The organism is Streptomyces sp. NTD107 (assembly GCF_059510435.1).
In genome coordinates this window covers 171,180-190,350 of sequence record NZ_JCAJZV010000006.1, presented here as the reverse complement: position 1 = coordinate 190,350, position 19,171 = coordinate 171,180, and the positions used below count along the sequence as shown (strand labels likewise).

The following is a 19,171-nucleotide window of genomic DNA, read 5'->3' as shown; positions in this document are numbered from 1 at the left end:
CTCACCTGACCTTTTCGAAGGTGATACGGGCCAGGCCGAGATGGCGTTTGTCGAAATGGTCGGCGGCCGAGCTGAGATAGCGCTCGTAATGCGCGGTGGTCTCCGGCCCGACGAGGGCGACGGCCTCGGTGCGGCGGGCGACCAGCCGGCGGTGCCATTCGCGCAGGGTGCGGCTGTAGTGCGGGGCGTCGTTGCGGAGCGAGATGACGTCGAATTGCCGCTCGGCGCCGTGGATGACCTCGGAGAGGGCGGGAATCTCGGACTCCGGGAAAATCATGTCCATGATGAAGAGCTGGTCCCGGACGGTGCGCCGGTCCATGACCACGTTGTTTCCCTTGACATTCGTCTGGAGCGCGAGCCGGCCGCCCGGCGGCAGCCAGCCGGCGCAGCGCTCGAAGAACTCGCGGTAGGCGGCCACCCGTCCGGCGCGCGGCAGGCCGGGCGCGGCGAAGTGCTCGAAGGCGCCGATGGAGATGATCGCGTCATAGCCGCCGGCGTGCTGCGGCCGGTGCTCCTGCCAGGGTTCGAGCCGCACCTCCACGCCGGGCGGGGCCTGCTCCCGTACCCGGGCGGCCTGGGTGGCGCTGAGGGTGAGACCGACGGCGTGCGGCACCTCGTGCACCTGCACGAGCCGGCGCAGCAGGCTGCCCCAGCCGCAGCCGATGTCCAGCACCCGGCGGGCGGTGCCGGCCCTGGCCTCCTCGATGAGGTGGTCCAGCTTGCGGCGCTGGGCCCGCTCCAGGGTCTCGGCGGGGTCGGCGGACTGCCGGTACAGGGCGCAGGTGTAGGTGAGGGAGGTGTCGAGCCACAGGGCGTAGAAGTCGTCCGAGACGTCGTAGTGGTGCTGGATGGCCTCGGCGGTGGCGCCCTGGTTGGGTACGGCGGTGGCGGGGGCGCTCATGCCTCGACGCCGCCGAGCTCGGTGGCGCGGGCCAGTTCGACGAGGTCGCCGACGGTTTTCACATTGGCCGCCTGGCCCGGGTCGAATTCGATGCCCACCTCATCCTCGATGGCATAGACGATGTCGGCGATCTGGAGACTGGAAAGGCCGACGGTCTCGAATTCGGTATCGGCGTCGAGGGTGAGCTGGGCCGCCTTGCCGCCGAGCTTCTTCGCCATCAGGTCGCAGACCATGGAAACGGTGACCATCGGGGAACCCCCTGCTTGCTTTTCCGGTGGATGAGGGCTCACACCCTAGGTCGGCGGCACTCGGGTACGGGATGACAAACGGCTAGCAGCAATCTGCCAGCGGCGGGCGGCGACGGGGGTGACAAGTTGCTGCGGGTGGCGGGCCGTTGGCCGGGCGCATAGAAAGGCCGGACCCCCGCACCACGACCTCTCTCGGGAACGGGCCACCACCATGGGTCACTCATCGCGCACGGTCGATTACCTCGTCGATTTTCTGCGCCGGCAGGAACTGCACGATGTCTTCGGAGTGGACGGAGCCAATATCGAGGATCTCTACGACGCGATCCACGCGGCCCAGCGGGCCGGGGCGCCGTTGCGGGCGCTGGTGGCCAAACACGAGTTCTCGGCGGCGACGATGGCCGACGGCTACCACCGGGCGGCGGGCCGCCCGGCGGTGGTCGCGGCCACCTCGGGGGCCGGGGCGATGAACCTGGTGCCCGGGCTCGCCGAGCTGCGCGCCTCACAGGTCCCGGCGCTGGCCCTGATCGGCCAGCCCCCGGCGGCACTTGACGGCACCGGCTCCTTCCAGGAGACATCGGGCGCGGCCGGCACGATGGACGCGGAGCGGCTGTTCGCGGAGATCGGCGTGTTCTGCGCGCGGGTGAGCGAGCCGGCGGAGATCGTCACGCTGCTGCCGCGGGCGCTGGCGGCGGCCCTCGCCGCCCCGGGGCCGGCGGTCCTGCTGCTGCCGAAGGACGTACAGCAGTCACTGATCGACGCGTGGCCGCCGCCGGGGAGAGTACGGGCACCGCAGGTGCCCCTGTCCCCGGCGGCGGTACGCGCGGAGGCGAACCGGGCCCTGACGGCGGCCCGCGCGGCCGGGCCGGCGGGCGGCGGTGCCGGTCGGCCGGCAGTGCCGACCGGAGCGAACGAGGCGACCGAGGCGACCGAGGCGCGGAAGGACGCCGATAGCACCGGACCCGTCGCCGCCGACGGGGGCAGCGGCGTGGTCGTACTGGCCGGGACGGGGGTGATCCGGGCCGACGCGCGGGCCGAACTGGCCCGGCTGAGCGAGGCGTTGGACGCCTTCGTGGCCGTCGCGCCGGACGCCAAGGATGTCTTCGACAACACCCATCCCCGCTACCTGGGGGTCCTCGGCCCGTCCGGGGTGCCGGAGACGGACCGCCGGATCGCGGAGGCGTCGGCCGTCGTGCTGGCCGGCGACCGGCTCTCCCAGATGGCCGGCGGTGCGTGGCGCGAGCGGTTGAAGGGCGTCCCGGTGATCAGCGTGGACGGCGGCACGGAGCCGCTGCTGCCGCACGGCCACCCCGCCCTGATCCGCCTGACCGGCCCCATCGCGGCCGAACTGACCGCACTCGCGACGGCGGCGTCGCGCCCATCACCGGACCCCGGCCCACGCGAAACGCCCGCGTCGGCCAACGGCGACCGGCCACGCGCGGCGGCCCATGGCGTCGGCTCCGTATCCGCCGTGATGACGACTGCCGGGGCCGGGGCCGGGGCCGGGGCATCGGTGACCGCTGTCTCCGCTCCCGTCACCCCCCTCGATCTGCCCGCCGCGCTCGCCGTGCTCGGGCGCCGGCTCCCCGAGGACGCCAATCTCGTCGTCGACGCCGGCAATACCGGGGCCACCACCGTGCATCAGGTGGCCGCCCCCCGCCGCGGGCGGTTCATCACCGCGCTCGGGATGGGCGGCATGGGGCACAGCTTCGGGGCCGGGATCGGGGCCGCGCTCGCCACCGGGGCGCCGACCTACGTCGTCGCGGGCGACGGCGCCTTCTACATGCACGGCATGGAGATCCACACCGCCGCCGAACTCGGGCTGCCGATCACCTTCCTCATCGTCAACAACAACGCCCACGCCATGTGCCACACCCGCGAGCAGGTGTTCTTCTCCGGCGACTACACCTTCAACCTCTTCCGGCCCGCCCACATCGGCGCCGGGGTCGGCGCCCTGTTCCCCGGCGTCCGCGCCCAGCACGCCGCCGACGCGGCCGAGCTGGACCGGGCGCTGGCCGCGCCGGCCACCGACCGCCCCGTGGTGATCTCCATCGATGTCGACCCGCGCCAGGTACCGCCGTTCCGGCCGTTCCAGCCCTCCCAGCCTTCTCAGCCTTCTCAGCCGCTCCACACCAACAGTTAGGACCGCCATGTCCAGCAGCATCGACGACATCCCCGGCCTCATCCGGATCGAGAACACCCCGCAGGACCGGGCCATCGGCCTGGCCACCACCTACACCCGCGACACCGCCTCCCCCTTCGTGACCGTCGAGGAGTACATCGACGCCCCGCCGCAGGCCGTCTACGACTACCTCAGCGACATCCACCACCTGGACGAGTTCACCTACAGCACCCGCGCCTTCCGCCCCGTGCGGGGCAAGCCCGGGCTGTACGAGGGCCGCGACCCGCTCGCCCACCCGGACACCAGGATCTTCATGCGCGTCGAGGCCGACCCGGCCGCCCGTACCGTCGACATGCACTGCGCCTGGGACCAGGGCGAGGAGCTGTGGATGGTGTATCTGCACCGGATCGTCGACGCGCGGACCGTGCTCGGCAAGCCCGGCTCCGTGGTGCTGTGGACCAACAGCCGGCACCCGTACTACGACAAGAACCCGTTCCCCGAGCTGGCCCCCGTCCCCGAGCGGCCCTGGGTCGGCGACTTCTGGGACATCTTCGGCGCCGCCCACGCGCTCGAACTCCAGAACCTGAAGAAGATCCTGGAGCACCGGCACGGCTCGGGCGCCGCCGCGTGAGGACCGTCAGCCTGCTGGAGGTCGCCTCGTACCTCCCGCCCCGCCAGGTGCCCACCCAGTACTTCCTCGACCACCGGGAGCAGGACAGCCCGCTCGCCGACAGCACCATGTTCGGCGCGCCCGCCTTCCGGCACCATGTCAGCCGCGACGAGAGCGCCGCCGACATGATCGAGCAGGCGGGCCGGGTGCTGCTGGACCGGATCGGCCCGCGCGAGGCGGCGCAGATCGACCTGGTGATCACCAACGTCCTGCTGCCCGATCTGCCGATCACCGGATCCGGCGCCGAGATCACCCACCGGCTCGGGCTGCGCCCCGGCTGGGTGCTGGACGCGCACAACGGCGGCTGTGCCTCGTTCATCCACATGCTGCGGCTGGCGCGGGCACTGATCGGCAGCGGGCAGGCGCGCGCCGCGCTGCTGTGCAATGTGCAGAACTGCGCCGGCAATGTGATGACCCAGTCGGAGGTGCGCAAACTGCCGGAGGCGGTGGTGCCGGGGGACGGCTGCGGGGTCGGGTACGTGGCCGCCTCCGAGGAATCCCCGATCCTCGCCGTCGAGACCCGCAACCTCGGTGAGTACGCCAAGGACTGCGGGCTGACGCTGAGCGACGGGCGCAAGTACTGGGAGGCCGGCACCTCCCAGGTGCATGTCGGGTTCACGCCGGGCAAGGTGGCCGACATCGTCGAGCGCGGCAACCGGCTGGTGCCCGAGATGGTACGGGCGGTGTGCGACCGGCTCGACATCGAACCGGCGGATCTGGACACCCTGATCACCAACCAGCCCAACCGGGTGTTTCTGCGGAAGTGGCAGGAGCGGCTCGACATCAAGCCGGAGCGGCATCTGGATACCTACGACCGGTTCGGGAATCTGTTCGGCGCGGGGGTTCCGGTGACGTTCGACCACGGGGTGCGGGAGGGGCGGATCGCGGACGGCTCGCTGGTGATGCTGGCGGGGTTCGCGCACGCCGGGGACTTCGCCGGGGCGGCGGCCCTGCGGTGGCGGGCCGGGGCGTGATGGTGCGGGGCGTGATGGTCCGGCGCGTGATGGCCCGGGGCCCGGTGCGGCTGCACCCGCGCCGGGCCCCGGATCGCTGCCGGCTACGGGCCGGCCGGTTGCCGTACCGGGCCGGCCAGGGCACCCACCAGACGGCGGCCGAGCGGGAGTTCGGCGACCGGCCAGTCCGGGCGGCCGGGGCGGCGGACCACCGCAGAGCGGTGGCCCGGCGGCCAGGCGCCGGCCAGCACCTCGACCGCGCCGAGCCCGCCGCCGCCCGTACCCAGCCCGGTGCCCCAGCCCTTGGTGACGGCCTCCTTCCGTACCCAGCCGCGCAGCGCCTCGCGCTGCCGCCACGCGGCGGGCAGCGCGGCGATCCGCTCCCGCTCGGCCGGGCTGAAGCAGCGGCGCAGCGCCGCCGGGCCGACGCCGGCCCGCGCCTCCTCCAGGTCGACGCCGACCGGCCCCGCGTACGACAGCGCCAGCAGCCACCACGGGCCGGAGCGGGACACGCTCAGCCACAACGGGTGCCGCTGTCCCAGCAGTACGGGCGGCCCGTGCCTGCGGCTGCCGCAGCCGGGGCACGGCGCCCGGCCCCAGGTGAGGTCCGCCGGGGAGACGCCGAGCGTGGCCCCCAGGGTGCGGCGGATGCCGGCCCGGGCGGCGATGTAGTGGGCGCGGGCGGCCGGTTCGCTGAGGTGGTGGGCGCGGGCCAGCTCCGTGGCGTCCAGCAGTGCGCCGTCCTCGGCGGGGCGCGGCGCCGCGGGGGCGTGGCCGAGCCACAGCGCGACGCACCGCCCGCCGGGTGCGGTCAGCCGGCGCGCTGGCCCAGGATGCGGGCCACGTGAACGCGGGAGGGGCAGCCGAGCTTGCGCATCACCTGGCGCAGATGGTTGACGACGGTCCATTCGGAGATCTCCAGCTCCCGGCTGATCTGGCGGTTGGTAAGGCCCTGGGCGACGAGTTGCGCCACCTCGTGCTGGCGTGGAGTGAGCCCGCCGGCGGGGTGCCGCGGGGGCGGCGGCGCTTCCGGCAGGGGTACGGACGCGGACGCGGTCGCGGGTGCCGGCGAGGTCGCGGGTACCGGCGAGGTCGCGGGTACGGGCGCGGGCTGTTCGCCGCCTTCGAGTGCCGCCAGCAGTTCCTCGGCCCGGTCGGGGATGGGGTGGTGCGGGTTGCGCCCGCTGAGGGTGATGGCGCGGCGCAGTGCGGCGGCGGCGCGCTCCGGGTCGCCGCTTCGGGAGGCCAGCCGGGCCAGGGTGAGGAGCGCCGCGGCGGCCGGGCCGCGCCCCTCCGGGCCGCAGTCGGCGGCGGCCCGTTCGGCGCTCTCCTCCAGTTGTGCGGTGCACTCGATGCCGCCGGGGCCGTCGGGGCCCGCCATGACCAGGAGCAGCCGCAGCACATCGGCGTACCGGCCGGCCTGCCGCAGGTGGCGTACGGCGGCCCGCAGATCGGGCATCCGGCGGGCGATGGCGGCGGCCCGGCCGGCGTCGCGCCCATCGGATGCCCAGCCGCCGACGCCGATGGCGCCGCCGCCCAGGCCCCCGGCGAAGTCCAGGAACACCTCGGCGTGTTGGGAGCGGGCCATGGCCAGGGCGGCGGGGTCGCGTTCCAGTTCCCGCCGGTAGTGGCTGCGCGCCATGTGGGTCATGGCGAAGGAGTAGCCGCCCAGGCCGTTGTCGACGCTGGTGAGCAGGCCCTGGTGGACCAGCCGGCGCAGCCCGCCGGCGATCTCGTCACTGCCGATGCCGCTCAACTGCCGCGCGGTGCCGATGTCGATGAGCGATTCGCACACCGACAGCCGTTTGAGCAGGGCGATGTCCTCCTCGCGCTGGGCGGACTCGCCCCAGGTGAGGGCGTGTCCGGCCGACCGGTGGCGCTCGGGAAGATCGCGCAGCCGGGCGCGGGCGGGGTATTCGCCGCGCCGCAGCCGGGCTTCGAGTTCGGCGGGGCTGAGCGGGCCGACCGCTTCGGCGGCGATCTCGATGGCCAGCGGGAGGCCGTCCAGCACCTCGCAGATGCGGGCGATCGCGGCGCGTTCGGGGGCGCCGGTGATGCCGTGCCGGTAGTACGGGCTCACCCGCTCGGTGAACAGCCGCACCGCGTCGCCGTCCGCGCCGAGCCGCAACGGGCCGACCGGCATGATGCGTTCGGCGTAGACGTCGAGCGGGGTGCGGCTCGCGCACACCACGGCCGTCCAGGGGGCGGCGGCCAGCAGCCGCAGCACGCCTTCGGCGACGGCGTCGATGACCGGGTCGCAGTTGTCGAGGAACACGAGCTGCCGGCCGCCTTCGGGCCGGGGGCCCTGGGTGGTCAGCGCCCGCAGGGTGGCGTCGACCGTGGCCGGGTCGCGTACCTCGGCGAGGTCGAGCGCCACGGCGGCGCACCGGCCTTCGGCGGCCTGCGCGGCGACGGCCGCGCGGGCGAGGGCGCTCTTGCCGACGCCGGCCGGGCCGCTGAGGGTCAGCAGCCGTGGCCCGGTCGGGGCGAGCAGTTCGGTGACGCAGGTGAGTTCCTGGTCCCGGCCGATGAGCGGCGGTGCCGGGAAGGCCCAGACGGACGGTTGCTTGTCGTCGGTGTTGTCGGCGGTGTTGTCGGCGGCGGTACGTTCGCGGTGATTGCGGTTCGTCTGACTCACTTCATAGCGAAGGAGCATGCGGTTCGCCCCCGTTCACCAGCGTGTCTGCGCACATATTTCCCCGTGATGCACTTTCGATTTCATCCCGCCGTGCCCCAGTCGCGGATTTCGACGGAATCAAACCGGTTGACGAATGAACTTGCCGGACCGTGCAGCCGTATGCCCCGGGTACGGCATCGCGTACAGCCGTTCACCTGGGGCCGGGCAGGCTCATCCTGCCCGACAAGTGCCCCCTTCGCCAGTACTTTCGACACATTGATTCCGGCTACACATAACCCCACTACGGATCTTCCCCGTGCGCCGCTCCGGTTGTACTGTCGGCCCCGGGCGCCCGCCGCCGCACCCAAATCCCATAACAGCCCCGGCCGCATTCCACGGGGCAATCCCGAAGCACCTCGATAAGGACCTGGCCAATGGCGGCACCGTCCGATCGGAAAGAAACAAGGGGGACATTTCGATGCGCTTGTGGAACGCGCTCACCGATGGCTCGGCGCGCGGCACCCTGCACGCCTGGGCGGGCCAGGACTTCGAGCACACCTCATGGCGCGAGGTCGCCACCCGCGCCCACGCGACGGCCGCCACCCTGCGCGCCGCCGGCGTCCGCCCCGGCACCCGGGTCGCCACCATCGCCACCAACAGCCCGGCCACCGTGCGCGGCCTGCTCGCCATCTGGCTGGCCGGCGGCACCCCCGCCTCGCTGCCGCTGCCCACCCGGGGCCAGAGCCCGCAGGAGTACGGGCAGTTGCTCACCGCGCTGACCGAACGCCTGGACCCCGTGCTCTTCCTGGCCGACGAGTGGATCCTGTCCCTCATCCCGCCCGCCCTCACCCGGGCGCTGCCCACCCGCACCTGGCAACTGCCCGACACCGGGCGCCGCGTGGACCCCAGCCCGCCCGGGCCGGACGATCTCGCCTTCATCCAGTACTCCTCCGGCTCCACCTCCACCCCCAAGGGCTCGGCGCTGACCACCCGCGCCATCGAGGCGCAGCTGGACCTGCTGCTGCACCTCACCGGCGGTCGGCCGGGGCGGGACACCGGCGTCTCCTGGCTGCCGCTCTCCCACGACATGGGCATGTTCGGCTGCCTGCTCTACTGCTGGGCCCACGACTTCGACTTCGTGCTGTCCACCCCGGAGCGGTTCGGGATGGCCCCGCGCAGCTGGTTCCGCGATCTGACCGCGTACGGGGCCACCCTGACCGCCGGCACCAGCACCGCCGTCCATCTGGCCGCCCGCGCCCAGGGCCGGGGCACGCTGCCCGGCGGCGGCCTGGACCGGCTGCGTACGGCGGTGATCGGCGCCGAGCGGGTCGACTGGGGCAATCTGCTGGCCGCCCGCGAGACGTTCGGCCCCTACGGCCTGTCACCCACCGCGTTCCAGCCCGCGTACGGCATGGCCGAGGCCACCCTGGCGGTGGCCGGCAAGCCCTGGCGACAGGAGCCCACCGCCCGGGTGTTCGACGGCGCGGCGCTGGGCGAGGGCACGGTGCGCGAGGTCGCCGAGGACCATCCCCGCGCCACCCGGCTGGTCTCCAACGGCGTGGCGCTGCCCGGCGTCAGCCTCACGGCGGGCACGCCGGGCACGACGGGCGGGATAACGGTCGGCTCCCCCGCCCTGGCGAGCGGCTACTACGCCGACCCGGACCGTACCGCCGCCCGCTTCCCCGGCGGCCGGCTGCGGACCGGCGACCTCGGCTTCCACCACGAGGGCGAGCTGTATGTGGTGGGCCGGGAGGACGACATGCTGTCGGTCGGCGGCCGGAACGTCTACGCCGCCGAGATCGAGTCGGCGATCGAGGGGCACTCCCAGGTCCGCAAGGGCTGCGTGGCGGTGGTCGACGCCGGCGCGTCGGGACTGCCCCGGCTCGTACTCCTCCTCGAACCCCAGGGCCGGCCCCGGGACTTCGCGCCGATCGCCGACCACGCCGCCACCGTGGCGCTGGAGAAGTCCGGGGTGGCGCTGGCCGAGTGCCTGTTCCTGCCGCGCGGCGCGCTGCCCAGGACGCCCAGCGGCAAGATCCAGCGGTTCCGCTGCCGGACGCTGCTCACCGGTGGCCGGTTCGATCCACTGGCCCGGGTAACATTCGCCGACTGAGGATGAGAAAGGCCACCAGCATGAAGCCTCGGATCGTTCCCACCGGTCCGCACGCGGGCGGCGGCGCGCCGCACGCCCGGATCTCCGGCGTGGGCGGCTACCGCCCGCACCGGGTGGTCGGCAACGCGGAGGTGTGCGAACGCATCGACTCCTCCGACCAGTGGATCCGCGAGCGCACCGGCATCGTCACCCGCCGCTGGGCCGGGCCGCAGGAGACCCTCCCCGAGATGGGCACGGCCGCCGCCGGCAAGGCGCTGGCGGCGGCGGGGATCACGGCGGACGAGCTGGACTGCGTGATCGTGGCCACCTTCACCCACCTGTGGCAGACCCCGGCCGCCGCCACCGCGATCGCGCACCGGCTGGGCGCGCACCGGGCGGCGGCGTTCGACCTGTCGGCGGGGTGCGCGGGGTTCGTCCACGCGCTGTCGCTGGCGGCCGACACGGTACGCGCCCGGGGCGGCCATGTGCTGGTGGTCGGGGCGGAGCGGATGACGGATCTGCTGGATCTGGAGGACCGTTCCACCGCGATGATCTTCGGCGACGGCGCGGGCGCGGTGGTGGTCAGCCCGTCCGAGGTCCCGGCGATCGGCCCGGTGGTGTGGGGCGCGGACGGCGGCCAGTGGGACGCGGTCACCCAGACCGCGCCGTGGGACGCGCTGCGCACCGACCCGGGGCTGCGCTGGCCGGCGCTGACCCAGAAGGGCCCGGAGGTCTTCCGCTGGGCGGTGTACGAGGTGTCGAAGGCGGCGGGCGCGGCGCTGACGGCGGCCGGCCTGACGGCCGAGGACGTGGACGCGTTCATCCCGCACCAGGCGAACGTCCGCATCATCGACGGCCTGGCGAAGCGACTGGCGCTCCCCGAGCGCACGGTGATCGCCCGGGACATCATCACCACCGGCAACACCTCCGGGGCCTCCATCCCCCTTGCCATGGAGGCGGTCCTGTCGACGGAGGACGTCGGCAGCGGCGATCTGGCTCTGCTGGTGGGCTTCGGCGCCGGGCTCTCCTACGCGGCCACGGTGGTCACGCTGCCCTGAGCGCCGCGCAGCAGGGTCTCCACGATGCGGGTGGCCAGGGTGTCGGTGTCCCGGTCGTGGTCGGGGCCGTGCAGGGTTTCGCCGATCAGGGCGTAGTAGACGCGGCGGGTCCACTCCAGGTCGGCGTCCGGGGCGAGCAGGCCGGCGTCGCGGGCGCGGGCCAGGAGTTCGCGGCAGCGGCTCATGATGTCCTCGTGGGCGCGGGCGGCCGGGGAGCCGTCGGCCGGCGGCTGGTGCAGGGCGTAGGCCCAACCGACCTTGACCCGCAGGACGTTGGCGGTGATCCGGTGGAGCGCCACCAGCGGGGGTACGGTCTCGGGGCGGGCGGCCTCGATGGCGGCGGACAGTTGCTCGGCGCCGGTGACGGCGAGGGCGTCCAGCAGCGCCTGGCGGCTGGCGAACCGCCGGTGCACGGTGGTACGGGCCACCCCGGCCGCTTCGGCGATCTGTTCCAGTGAGGCGGCGGGGTCGCGGGAGAGCAGCCGCTCGGCGGCCTCCAGAATCGCCCGCACACTGCGTTCCGCGTCGGCGCGCACCAGTTCTCCTTCTTTTTCCGGGTTCAGGGCAGTACGGTACCCCGGGACAAAACTGCGACATGCATGTACCATTTAAAGGGTTAGTCAAGACACTGATGATGCACTTAGGAGTCCGGACATGCCCACCGCCCTCATCACCGGCGCCTCCGCCGGCCTCGGCGCGGAGTTCGCCCGCCAACTCGCCGCCGACCGCCACGATGTCATCCTCGTCGCCCGCTCCGCCGACCGGCTCGACGCGCTCGCCGAGCGACTGCGTACCGAGCACGGCATACGGGCCGAGGTCATCGTCGAAGACCTCACCGACCCGGCCGCCCCCGGCCGGATCGCCAAGCGGGCCGGCGAACTCGGCCTGGAGGTCGACCTCCTCGTCAACAACGCCGGCTTCGGCAGCATGGGCCGCTTCGAGGAGATCCCCGACGGCCACGACCGCGACCAGCTGCTCGTCAACGTCGTCGCGCTGACCGCGCTCACCCGCGCCCTGATCCCCGGCATGCTGGACCGCGGCCACGGCGCGGTCCTCAACGTCGCCTCCACCGCCGCCTTCCAGCCCGCCGCCTACTTCGCCACCTACACGGCCGGCAAGTCCTACGTCCTCAACTTCTCCCTCGCGCTGCGCGCCGAGTACCGCAAGCGCGGCATCAAGGTGCTCGCACTGTGCCCCGGGCCCACCCGTACCGAGTTCTTCGACAAGGTCGGCGAACGCGCCGCCCTGCGCGGCAGCATGATGGACGCCGCCCCCGTGGTGACCGCCGGTCTGCGCGCCCTGCGCCGCGACCGCGCCTGGCTCGCCCCCGGCCTCCCCAACGCGATGGCCGGCCACCTCACCCCGCGCCGCCCCCGCACCCTCACCGCCTGGATCTCCGAACGCGTCACCCGCAAGGTCCTCGCCCCCTAGGCTTTTTCACGGCACAGCGCACCCACCGCAGTCGAGAGGGCCACCGTGGACATCGCCGACGCCCAGCAGCGGGCCTGGCAGAACAAGCTCGCCAAGGGCTTCAACACCACCGACATTCCCATGGAGTTCGGTCTGCTCACCGCCGAGGTCGGGGAAGCGTTCACGGCCTGGCTCAAGGGGCTGCCGGACAGCGGCGAGGAGCTCGCCGACGTCTTCCTCTACCTCGTCGCGCTCGCCGAGATGCAGGGGGTCAGCCTCGACCACGAAGTGGCCCGCAAGATCGAGAAGAACGCGCGCCGTACCTACGCCCCGGGGCCCAACGGGACCCTCGTCAGGGTCAGCGAGGGCTGACCCGATCAGGGGAGCTTGGCCCCGCCGCGCCAGATGGTCAGGTCCACGGTCACGTACACGCTGGGTGAATCGGTGGGCGAGTAGCCCTGGATGGTGACCAAAGCGATGTCACCCCTGGCCGTGGTGACGCAGATCTCCGCGCCGGGCGGGGCCAGATCGGTGGGCATCCGCAACGTGTAACGGGTCACCGTGCGACAGGTGTCGAGCGACCCGGTCTCTCCCGCCTCCAGCAGAACCATGGTGTTGTTCGACCGATCGGTGGCCAGCTCAACGCCGTTGCCGAGGTCGTCGGTGAAGCCGAAGTCGCCCTCCATCGTGACCGCGGACCTCGCCCGCTCCGGTTTCGGCGGGTCGTCGTAGAACCGGACGAAGTGGCTGTCGGGGATGCTGACGCCCTCGAAGGTCACCGGTTCCGGGTCGGCCGGCGGCTCCGGGTCGGTCGCCTCGTCACCGGTGTCGTCGGTGGGCTCCACGGGGGGCTCAGGGCTCTCGGGTGCCGCCGGGTCCTCCTGCTGTTCCGCGCCACCGGTGCTGTCGCCCTGCTCCTGCGCCTGCTCCTGGCCCTGCGCCTGGTCGGAGGGTTCGGAATCCCCGGTCAGCAGCTTGACGCCGACGCCGACCGCCGCCAGCGCCACGACCACGCCGAGCGCCGCCAGCAGCACCGTGCGGCCCCGCCGCTTCGGCGCCGGCGGCGGGGTGGGCGGCGCAAGCAAGGGTGCCGGGGGTGCCGGGGGTGCCGGGGGTGCCGGGGGCGGGGGTGTCGGCAGGGAGGTGACGGTCGCCGCGCGGTGCACGATGTCCGTGGCCAGCGCCGGCGGCAGCCAACTGCCGCCCGGGGCCGGGGCATCGCCCGACAGCGGACGGCACAGCTCGATGATCTCGGCCGGCGACGGGCGCTGGGCCGGGTCCTTGGCCAGACAGCGGGACACCAGCTCCCGCAGCGCCTCCGGAACGCCCGAGATGTCCGGCTCCTCGTGCACGATCCGGTACAGCACCGCCGGGGAGGACCCCTCCCCGAACGGCGGCGCCCCGGACGTCGCGAACACCGCGATCTGCCCGAGCGCGAACACATCCACGGCCGGCGTGATCGACTCCCCCATCGCCTGCTCCGGCGCCATGAACGCCGGAGTCCCCGCCGTCACCCCGCTGCGGGTCAGCGACGTGGCGTCGGTGGCCCGCGCGATCCCGAAGTCGATGACCTTCGGGCCGTCCTGGCTCAGCAGCACGTTCGACGGCTTGAGATCCCGGTGCACGACGCCGGCCCCGTGGATCGCCTGCAACGCCTCCGCGATGCCGGCCAGTGCTCGTACCGCCGCCCACACCGGCAGCGGGCCGTGGCTCCGCACCGCCTCGTGCAGCGAGGGCCCGGCCACGAACGCGGTGGCGAGCCACGGCTGCGCGCCCTCGGTGTCGCTGTCGATGACCGGCGCCGTGTACAGCCCCTGCACCCGCTCCGCCGCCCGCACCTCCTGCTGGAAGCGCCGGCGGAACTCGGGGTCGGCGGCCAGCTCGGGCCGCACCACCTTGACGGCGATCGGCCGGCCGCCGGGGGTCTGCGAGAGATACACCCGGCCCATGCCGCCCTCGCCGAGCCGCTGGATGAGCCGGTAACCGGCGATGAAGGACGGATCGTCAGCCGTCAGTGGATTTGGCACGGCCACACCCTACTCAGGGTGTTGTCACCGTATGTGCGCCAAGTGACTCAGTTCTGCGACAGGATCGCTCCCCGTCAGCGCACCAGCGCCGGCCGCTTCGGGTCGAACGTCCAGCCCGGCACCAGGGTGCGCATCGCCCGCGCGTCGTCGCGGGCGCCCATCGCCCGCTCCCGGTACAGCTCGCCGGCCGCCGCCAGCCGGTCGCGGTCCACGGTGATGCCCAGACCGGGGGCGTCGTACGGAACGGCGATCTCGCCGTCCACGATGCGCGGCGGGGTCACGGTGAGCCGTTCCAGGCCCTCCTGCCAGATCCAGTGCGTGTCCAGGGCGTTGTACGCGCCGGGAGCCGCCGCACCGCAGTGCGTCATCATCGCCAGCGAGATGTCGAAGTGGTTGTTGGAGTGGCAACCCCAGGTCAGGCCCAGGGCGTTGCACAGCTGCGCCACCCGTACGGAGCCGCGCATGGTCCAGAAGTGCGGGTCGGCCAGCGGGATCGACACCGACTGGAGGGCCAGCGCGTGGGTGAGTTGCCGCCAGTCGGTGGCGATCATGTTGGTGGCGGTGGGCAGCCCGGTGGCGCGGCGGAACTCGGCGAGGACCTCGCGGCCCGAGTAGCCGTCCTCCGCGCCGCACGGGTCCTCGGCGTACGCGAGGGTGTCCAGCAGCGGCCGGCACAGCCCGATCGCTTCGCGCAGTGACCAGGCGCCGTTGGGGTCGAGGGTGATCCGGGCCTCGGGGAAGCGTTCCTTGAGCCGCCGGACCGCCGCCACCTCCTGCTCGCCCGGCAGAACGCCGCCCTTGAGCTTGAAGTCACGGAAGCCGTACCGCTCATGGGTGGCCTCCGCCTGCCGGACGATGGCCTCCGGGGTAAGGGCCTCCTCGTGGCGGATCCGGTGCCACGCCGCCTCCGCCGCCGGTTCGCGGTGGTAGCCGGGGCCGCCGCGGTCCGGGTCGCCGACGTAGAAGAGATAGCCCAGCACCCGTACGGCGTCCCGCTGTTGCCCCTCGCCCAGCAGCGCCGCCACCGGGACCTCCAGGTGCTGGCCGAGGAGATCGAGCAGCGCGCACTCCACGGCGGTCACCGCGTGCACGGTGGTGCGCAGATCGAAGGTCTGGAGGCCGCGCCCGCCCGCGTCGCGGTCGCCGAACCGGGTGCCGATCTCGGCGAGTACCCGCTGGTAGTCGCCGACCCGGGCGCCGAGCACCAGGGGTCCGGCGTCCCGCAGGGTCTGGGCGATCCGCTCCCCGCCGGGCACCTCGCCGACCCCGGTACGGCCTTCGGAGTCCTCCAGGACGACGACGTTGCGGGTGAAGTACGGGGCGTGCGCGCCGGAGAGGTTCAGCACCATGGAGTCCCGGCCGGCGACCGGGTGAACGGCGTACGCGGTGATGACCGGCTGTCGGGTCGGCATAGGGCTGCTCGAACCTGTCCTCGTACAGAGACACCGTCTACATATGAGGATGGAGATTAGGCTCGCCGCCCCCGGCGGTCAATACGGGCGATCGCCCGGCCCGGAACGCCACGGCCGCGCTCCTCGGGTGGAGGAGCGCGGCCGTGGGTGTGGGGGTGGGGGGTGAGATGCGTGGGGGTGGGGGTGGGGGTCAGACCTTGGCGGGGGTCTTGTCCAGGCTGGGAGCCTCCGGCTCCGGCGGGGGCGGCGGGGCGCCGTGGCCGTCGTCCACCAGGGTGGCCTCGTCGAACGGGTGCTGGCCGGCCAGGACTTCCCGCATCCGGGTCTTGTCGACCTCCTTGGTCCAGGTGCCGATGATCACCGTGGCGACCGCGTTGCCCGCGAAGTTGGTCAGCGCGCGGGCCTCGCTCATGAAGCGGTCGATGCCGATGATCAGGCCGACGCCGTCCAGGAGTTCGGGGCGGTGCGAGGAGAGCCCGGAGGCCAGGATCGCGATGCCGGAGCCGGAGACGCCGGCCGCGCCCTTGGAGGCGATGATCATGAAGACCAGCAGGGAGAGCTGCTCGCCCAGGCCCAGCGGGGAGCCCATCGCCTCGGCGATGAACAGCGAGGCCATCGTGAGGTAGATGGCGGTGCCGTCCAGGTTGAAGGAGTAGCCGGTCGGGACGGTGATGCCGACGACCGGCTTGCTGACGCCCGCGTGCTCCATCTTGGCGATCAGGCGCGGCAGCGCGGTCTCGGAGGAGGAGGTGGAGACGATCAGCAGGAACTCGCGGCCCAGGTACTTCAGCAGCGAGAAGATGTTCACGCCGGTGGTCAGCTTCAGCAGGCCGCCCAGGACCACGAGGATGAACAGCACACAGGTGACGTAGAAGCCGATCATGATGACGGCCAGCGACTTGAGCGCGTCCACGCCCGTCTCGCCGACGACGCCCGCGATCGCGCCGAACGCGCCGATCGGGGCGGTCCACATGACCATGCCCAGCACCCGGAAGACGACCTTCTGGATGGAGCCGATGCCGCGCAGCACGGGCTCGCCGGCCTTGCCCATCGCCTGGAGCGCGAAGCCGACCAGCAGCGCGACCAGCAGGGTCTGGAGGACCTCACCCTCGGTGAAGGCGGAGACCAGGGTGTGCGGGATGATGCCCAGCAGGAAGTCGGTGGTGGACTCGCCGGCCTTCTCGGCGGCTGCGGCACCGGCGTTGGTGTCGACGTCGGCGAGGTTGAGGCCGTGGCCGGGCTCCAGGAAGTTGCCCACCAGCAGGCCGATGGCGAGCGCGAAGGTCGACATGACCATGAAGTAGCCGAGCGCGAGGCCGCCGACCGCGCCGACCTTGGCGGCCTTCCGGACCGAGCCGATGCCGAGCACGATGGTGCAGAAGATGATCGGCGAGATCATCATCTTGATCAGTGCGATGAACCCCTGGCCCAGGGGCTTCAGCTCCACGCCCACGCCCGGCGCCAGCAGCCCGATGGTGATGCCCGCGGCCACCGCGATGATGACGGCGATGTAAAGCCAGTGCGTACGGTCACGCCTCTTGCGCGGGGCGCCGCTCGGCGCCTCGGGCGGGCTGGTGGTGGCCACGGTGGTCTCCTCGTCCTTGTGGAGTCATGACGGCTTGGGGGCCGGATTGCACTTGACGCAATATCCACCACGGGGTGACCTGGGTCTCGCTTACGTTCATTTCGTTCGCAAGGATTTTCGTATGACTGTCATCGGGCCGTCACACGCCCGACATCGGCACCGCCCTCACCACACCAGGAGTACGGGGCACGGCGCGTGATCCACCACGAACCGGGTGGGCGGCGACAGGGTGTGCGGGCCGGGCCGGGAACGGTCGCCGTCCCGGGCACAGATCAGCACATCCCCCGGGCCGCGCCCGGCCAGCGCCGCCAGCACCTCGTGCTCCACCCGGCCGGTGCGCGCCACCCGCCGCGCGGGGCGGCCGAGCCGGGCGGCGGCCCGCTCCAGCAGGCCGGCCGCGGCGTCGGCCGCCGCCCGCTCCAGGGCGCGCGCCGGATCCTCGCCGGAGCCGTGGCCGCGCCCCAGCAGCCCGGTGAACGCGCCGTGCGCCGCCGCCGCGATCCCCTCGTCCGTGACATGGAGCAGCGTCACCGGCTCCCGCGCGCCGCCGCGCTCCCGGGCCGCGTCCACGCAGGACGGCCAGGTGCTCTCGCCGACCCAGATCACCACCGTCATGCCCCTCGCCTCACCCTCCGGTCAGCCGCAGCCCGGCCCACAGCGCCACCGTCGCCGCCACCAGGGAGGCGGGCACCGTCAGCAGCCCGAGCCGGGTGAAGTGCCCCAGGCCCGGGTCGGTGTCGTGGGCGTGCAGGACCCGCCGCCACAGCAGGGTGGCCAGCGAGCCGACATACGTCAGGTTGGGGCCCAGATTGACCCCGATCAGCGCGGCCAGCACCGGGCCCGCGCCGCCCTGCGCCGCCAGCGCGGGCAGGATGACCAGGATGGCCGGCAGGTTGTTGATGAGGTTGGCGAGTACGGCGGCCAGCGCCGCGATCGCCAGCAGCCCGGCGAGTGAGGAGCCGGCCGGCAGCAGCCGGTCCACCGCGTCCCCCAGCCCGTGGTCCACCACCGCCTTCACCACCACGCCCAGCGCCAGGACGAAGAGCAGGAAGGGGAGGTTGGCCGCGCGGATCAGTACGGGCACCGTCGTACGGCGCGCCGCCAGGCCGCGTACCGCCAGGGTCAGCGCCCCGGCCAGGGCCGCCCAGGCCGGGTCCAGGCCGGCCAGTGAGGTGACCGCGAAGCCGGCCAGGGTCAGGCCCAGGACGGTCAGCGCGAACACTGGGCGGGGGGCAGCGGTGTCCGGGGCCGCGTCCGGGTCCGGGTCCGGGTCCGGGTCCGGGGGCCGGGAGGGGGACGGGTCCCGGTACGCGGCCCCCTCCCCCGCCAGATCGGCCGCGAACCAGCGCCGGAACACCGCGTACTCCACCGCGATCGCCGCCAGCCACGGCAGCGCCATCAGCCCCGCGAACCGGGTGAACGTCAGCCCGCTCGCCGCGAACGCCAGCAGATTCGTCAGATTGGACACCGGCAGCAGCAGCGACGCCGAGTTCGCCAGATGCGTGCACGCGTACACATGCGGCCGGGCCGCCGCCCCCACCCGCGCCGCCGTCGCGAACACCACCGGTGTCAGCAGCACCACCGTGGCGTCCAGGCTCAGCACCGCCGTCACCCCCGCCGCCACCGCGAACACCCCCGCCAGCAGCCGTCGCGGCCGGCCCCCGCACCAGCGCGCCACCAGCCGCCCGGCCGCCGCGAACAGCCCCTCCTCGTCGCACAGCCGCGCCAGCACCAGCACCGCCGCCAGAAAGCCGACCACCGGCAGCAGTTCGCGTACCTGCCGCCCCGCCCCGTCCACCGTCACCAGGCCGAACGCCAGCGCCGCCCCGGCCGCCGGCACCGCCGCGACCGCCTCCGGCAGCCCGCGCGGACGCCACACCGCGAACGCCAGCACCCCCAGCAGCAGCACCACCGACAGCGACTCGGCGACCAACGTACTCAGCGCGCCCCTCCCCGCTCACCCGGATCAGCCCGATCACGGCACCAGCTTCGCACCCGGTGTGATCCACGTCTCGTCGACGGCCGCCCGCACCATGTCACATTCACGGCGCCGCGCCCCTCTCCCCTGGCAAGACCAAG

General features: G+C 73.2%; 17 protein-coding genes. 7 read left to right on the top strand and 10 right to left on the bottom strand.

Going from position 1 to position 19,171, the window contains the following annotated elements; translation table 11 throughout:
• Position 1: 1 nt before the first annotated feature.
• Together AC5WRL_RS14885 and AC5WRL_RS14880 are read right to left on the bottom strand one after the other, a co-directional pair.
• A complete protein-coding gene (locus tag AC5WRL_RS14885) occupies positions 2-901 on the bottom strand; it encodes a class I SAM-dependent methyltransferase (RefSeq protein ID WP_496088980.1) in 900 nt (299 codons plus the stop codon).
• The gene (locus tag AC5WRL_RS14880) at positions 898-1,149 is read right to left on the bottom strand and encodes an acyl carrier protein (RefSeq protein WP_496088979.1); all 252 of its coding nucleotides are present in this window, start codon (positions 1,147-1,149) and stop codon (positions 898-900) included. The genes AC5WRL_RS14885 and AC5WRL_RS14880 overlap by 4 nt, the downstream gene beginning before the upstream one ends.
• A 211-nt stretch (positions 1,150-1,360) precedes the next feature.
• On the opposite strand from AC5WRL_RS14880, the gene AC5WRL_RS14875 reads away from it, so the two are divergent.
• The 3 genes from AC5WRL_RS14875 to AC5WRL_RS14865 are packed head-to-tail and all read left to right on the top strand — an operon-like array spanning position 1,361 to position 4,912.
• Entirely contained in the window at positions 1,361-3,289 is a 1,929-nt protein-coding gene (locus AC5WRL_RS14875) for a thiamine pyrophosphate-binding protein (RefSeq protein WP_496088978.1), read from the top strand.
• A gap of 7 nt (positions 3,290-3,296) precedes the next feature.
• Complete coding sequence (locus AC5WRL_RS14870; RefSeq protein WP_496088977.1) at positions 3,297-3,899, top strand: SRPBCC family protein; 603 nt, start codon at positions 3,297-3,299, stop codon at positions 3,897-3,899.
• Positions 3,896-4,912 (top strand): 3-oxoacyl-ACP synthase III family protein, encoded by a 1,017-nt coding sequence (locus tag AC5WRL_RS14865; RefSeq protein ID WP_496088976.1) that lies wholly within the window; start codon positions 3,896-3,898, stop codon positions 4,910-4,912. The genes AC5WRL_RS14870 and AC5WRL_RS14865 overlap by 4 nt, the downstream gene beginning before the upstream one ends.
• A gap of 83 nt (positions 4,913-4,995) precedes the next feature.
• Here AC5WRL_RS14865 and AC5WRL_RS14860 read toward each other — a convergent pair whose 3' ends face one another.
• Both AC5WRL_RS14860 and AC5WRL_RS14855 read right to left on the bottom strand, forming a co-directional pair.
• On the bottom strand, positions 4,996-5,799 hold the full coding sequence (locus AC5WRL_RS14860; protein WP_496088975.1) for a 4'-phosphopantetheinyl transferase family protein: 804 nt from the start codon (positions 5,797-5,799) through the stop codon (positions 4,996-4,998).
• A complete protein-coding gene (locus AC5WRL_RS14855) occupies positions 5,703-7,529 on the bottom strand; it encodes a LuxR C-terminal-related transcriptional regulator (RefSeq protein WP_496088974.1) in 1,827 nt (608 codons plus the stop codon). The genes AC5WRL_RS14860 and AC5WRL_RS14855 overlap by 97 nt, the downstream gene beginning before the upstream one ends.
• Positions 7,530-7,986: 457 nt before the next feature.
• Between AC5WRL_RS14855 and AC5WRL_RS14850 the strand changes: the two genes are divergently transcribed.
• Entirely contained in the window at positions 7,987-9,621 is a 1,635-nt protein-coding gene (locus AC5WRL_RS14850; protein ID WP_496088973.1) for an AMP-binding protein, read from the top strand.
• Between the two features lie 20 nt (positions 9,622-9,641).
• Positions 9,642-10,658 (top strand): beta-ketoacyl-ACP synthase 3, encoded by a 1,017-nt coding sequence (locus AC5WRL_RS14845; protein ID WP_496088972.1) that lies wholly within the window; start codon positions 9,642-9,644, stop codon positions 10,656-10,658.
• Here AC5WRL_RS14845 and AC5WRL_RS14840 read toward each other — a convergent pair.
• Positions 10,628-11,221, bottom strand: a complete 594-nt coding sequence (locus tag AC5WRL_RS14840) for a TetR/AcrR family transcriptional regulator (protein WP_496089157.1) — start codon at positions 11,219-11,221, stop codon at positions 10,628-10,630. The two genes, AC5WRL_RS14845 and AC5WRL_RS14840, sit on opposite strands and share 31 nt — an antisense overlap.
• Positions 11,222-11,312: 91 nt before the next feature.
• On the opposite strand from AC5WRL_RS14840, the gene AC5WRL_RS14835 reads away from it, so the two are divergent.
• On the top strand, positions 11,313-12,089 hold the full coding sequence (locus AC5WRL_RS14835; protein WP_496088971.1) for an SDR family NAD(P)-dependent oxidoreductase: 777 nt from the start codon (positions 11,313-11,315) through the stop codon (positions 12,087-12,089).
• Between the two features lie 45 nt (positions 12,090-12,134).
• On the top strand, positions 12,135-12,440 hold the full coding sequence (locus AC5WRL_RS14830) for a nucleoside triphosphate pyrophosphohydrolase family protein (RefSeq protein WP_496088970.1): 306 nt from the start codon (positions 12,135-12,137) through the stop codon (positions 12,438-12,440).
• Between the two features lie 5 nt (positions 12,441-12,445).
• Here the strand turns inward: AC5WRL_RS14830 and AC5WRL_RS14825 are convergent, their stop codons facing one another.
• The 5 genes from AC5WRL_RS14825 to AC5WRL_RS14805 form a co-directional block, all read right to left on the bottom strand.
• Complete coding sequence (locus AC5WRL_RS14825; protein ID WP_496088969.1) at positions 12,446-14,095, bottom strand: serine/threonine-protein kinase; 1,650 nt, start codon at positions 14,093-14,095, stop codon at positions 12,446-12,448.
• A gap of 74 nt (positions 14,096-14,169) precedes the next feature.
• Positions 14,170-15,507: an enolase C-terminal domain-like protein gene (locus AC5WRL_RS14820; protein WP_496088968.1), complete on the bottom strand. Its 1,338-nt coding sequence runs from the start codon at positions 15,505-15,507 to the stop codon at positions 14,170-14,172.
• A gap of 190 nt (positions 15,508-15,697) precedes the next feature.
• Positions 15,698-17,092 (bottom strand): cation:dicarboxylate symporter family transporter, encoded by a 1,395-nt coding sequence (locus tag AC5WRL_RS14815; protein WP_496088967.1) that lies wholly within the window; start codon positions 17,090-17,092, stop codon positions 15,698-15,700.
• Positions 17,093-17,257: 165 nt separating this feature from the next.
• On the bottom strand, positions 17,258-17,707 hold the full coding sequence (locus AC5WRL_RS14810; protein ID WP_496088966.1) for a universal stress protein: 450 nt from the start codon (positions 17,705-17,707) through the stop codon (positions 17,258-17,260).
• A 10-nt stretch (positions 17,708-17,717) separates the two neighbouring features.
• Complete coding sequence (locus tag AC5WRL_RS14805; RefSeq protein ID WP_496089156.1) at positions 17,718-19,034, bottom strand: SLC13 family permease; 1,317 nt, start codon at positions 19,032-19,034, stop codon at positions 17,718-17,720.
• Between the last annotated feature and the right edge of the window lie 137 nt (positions 19,035-19,171).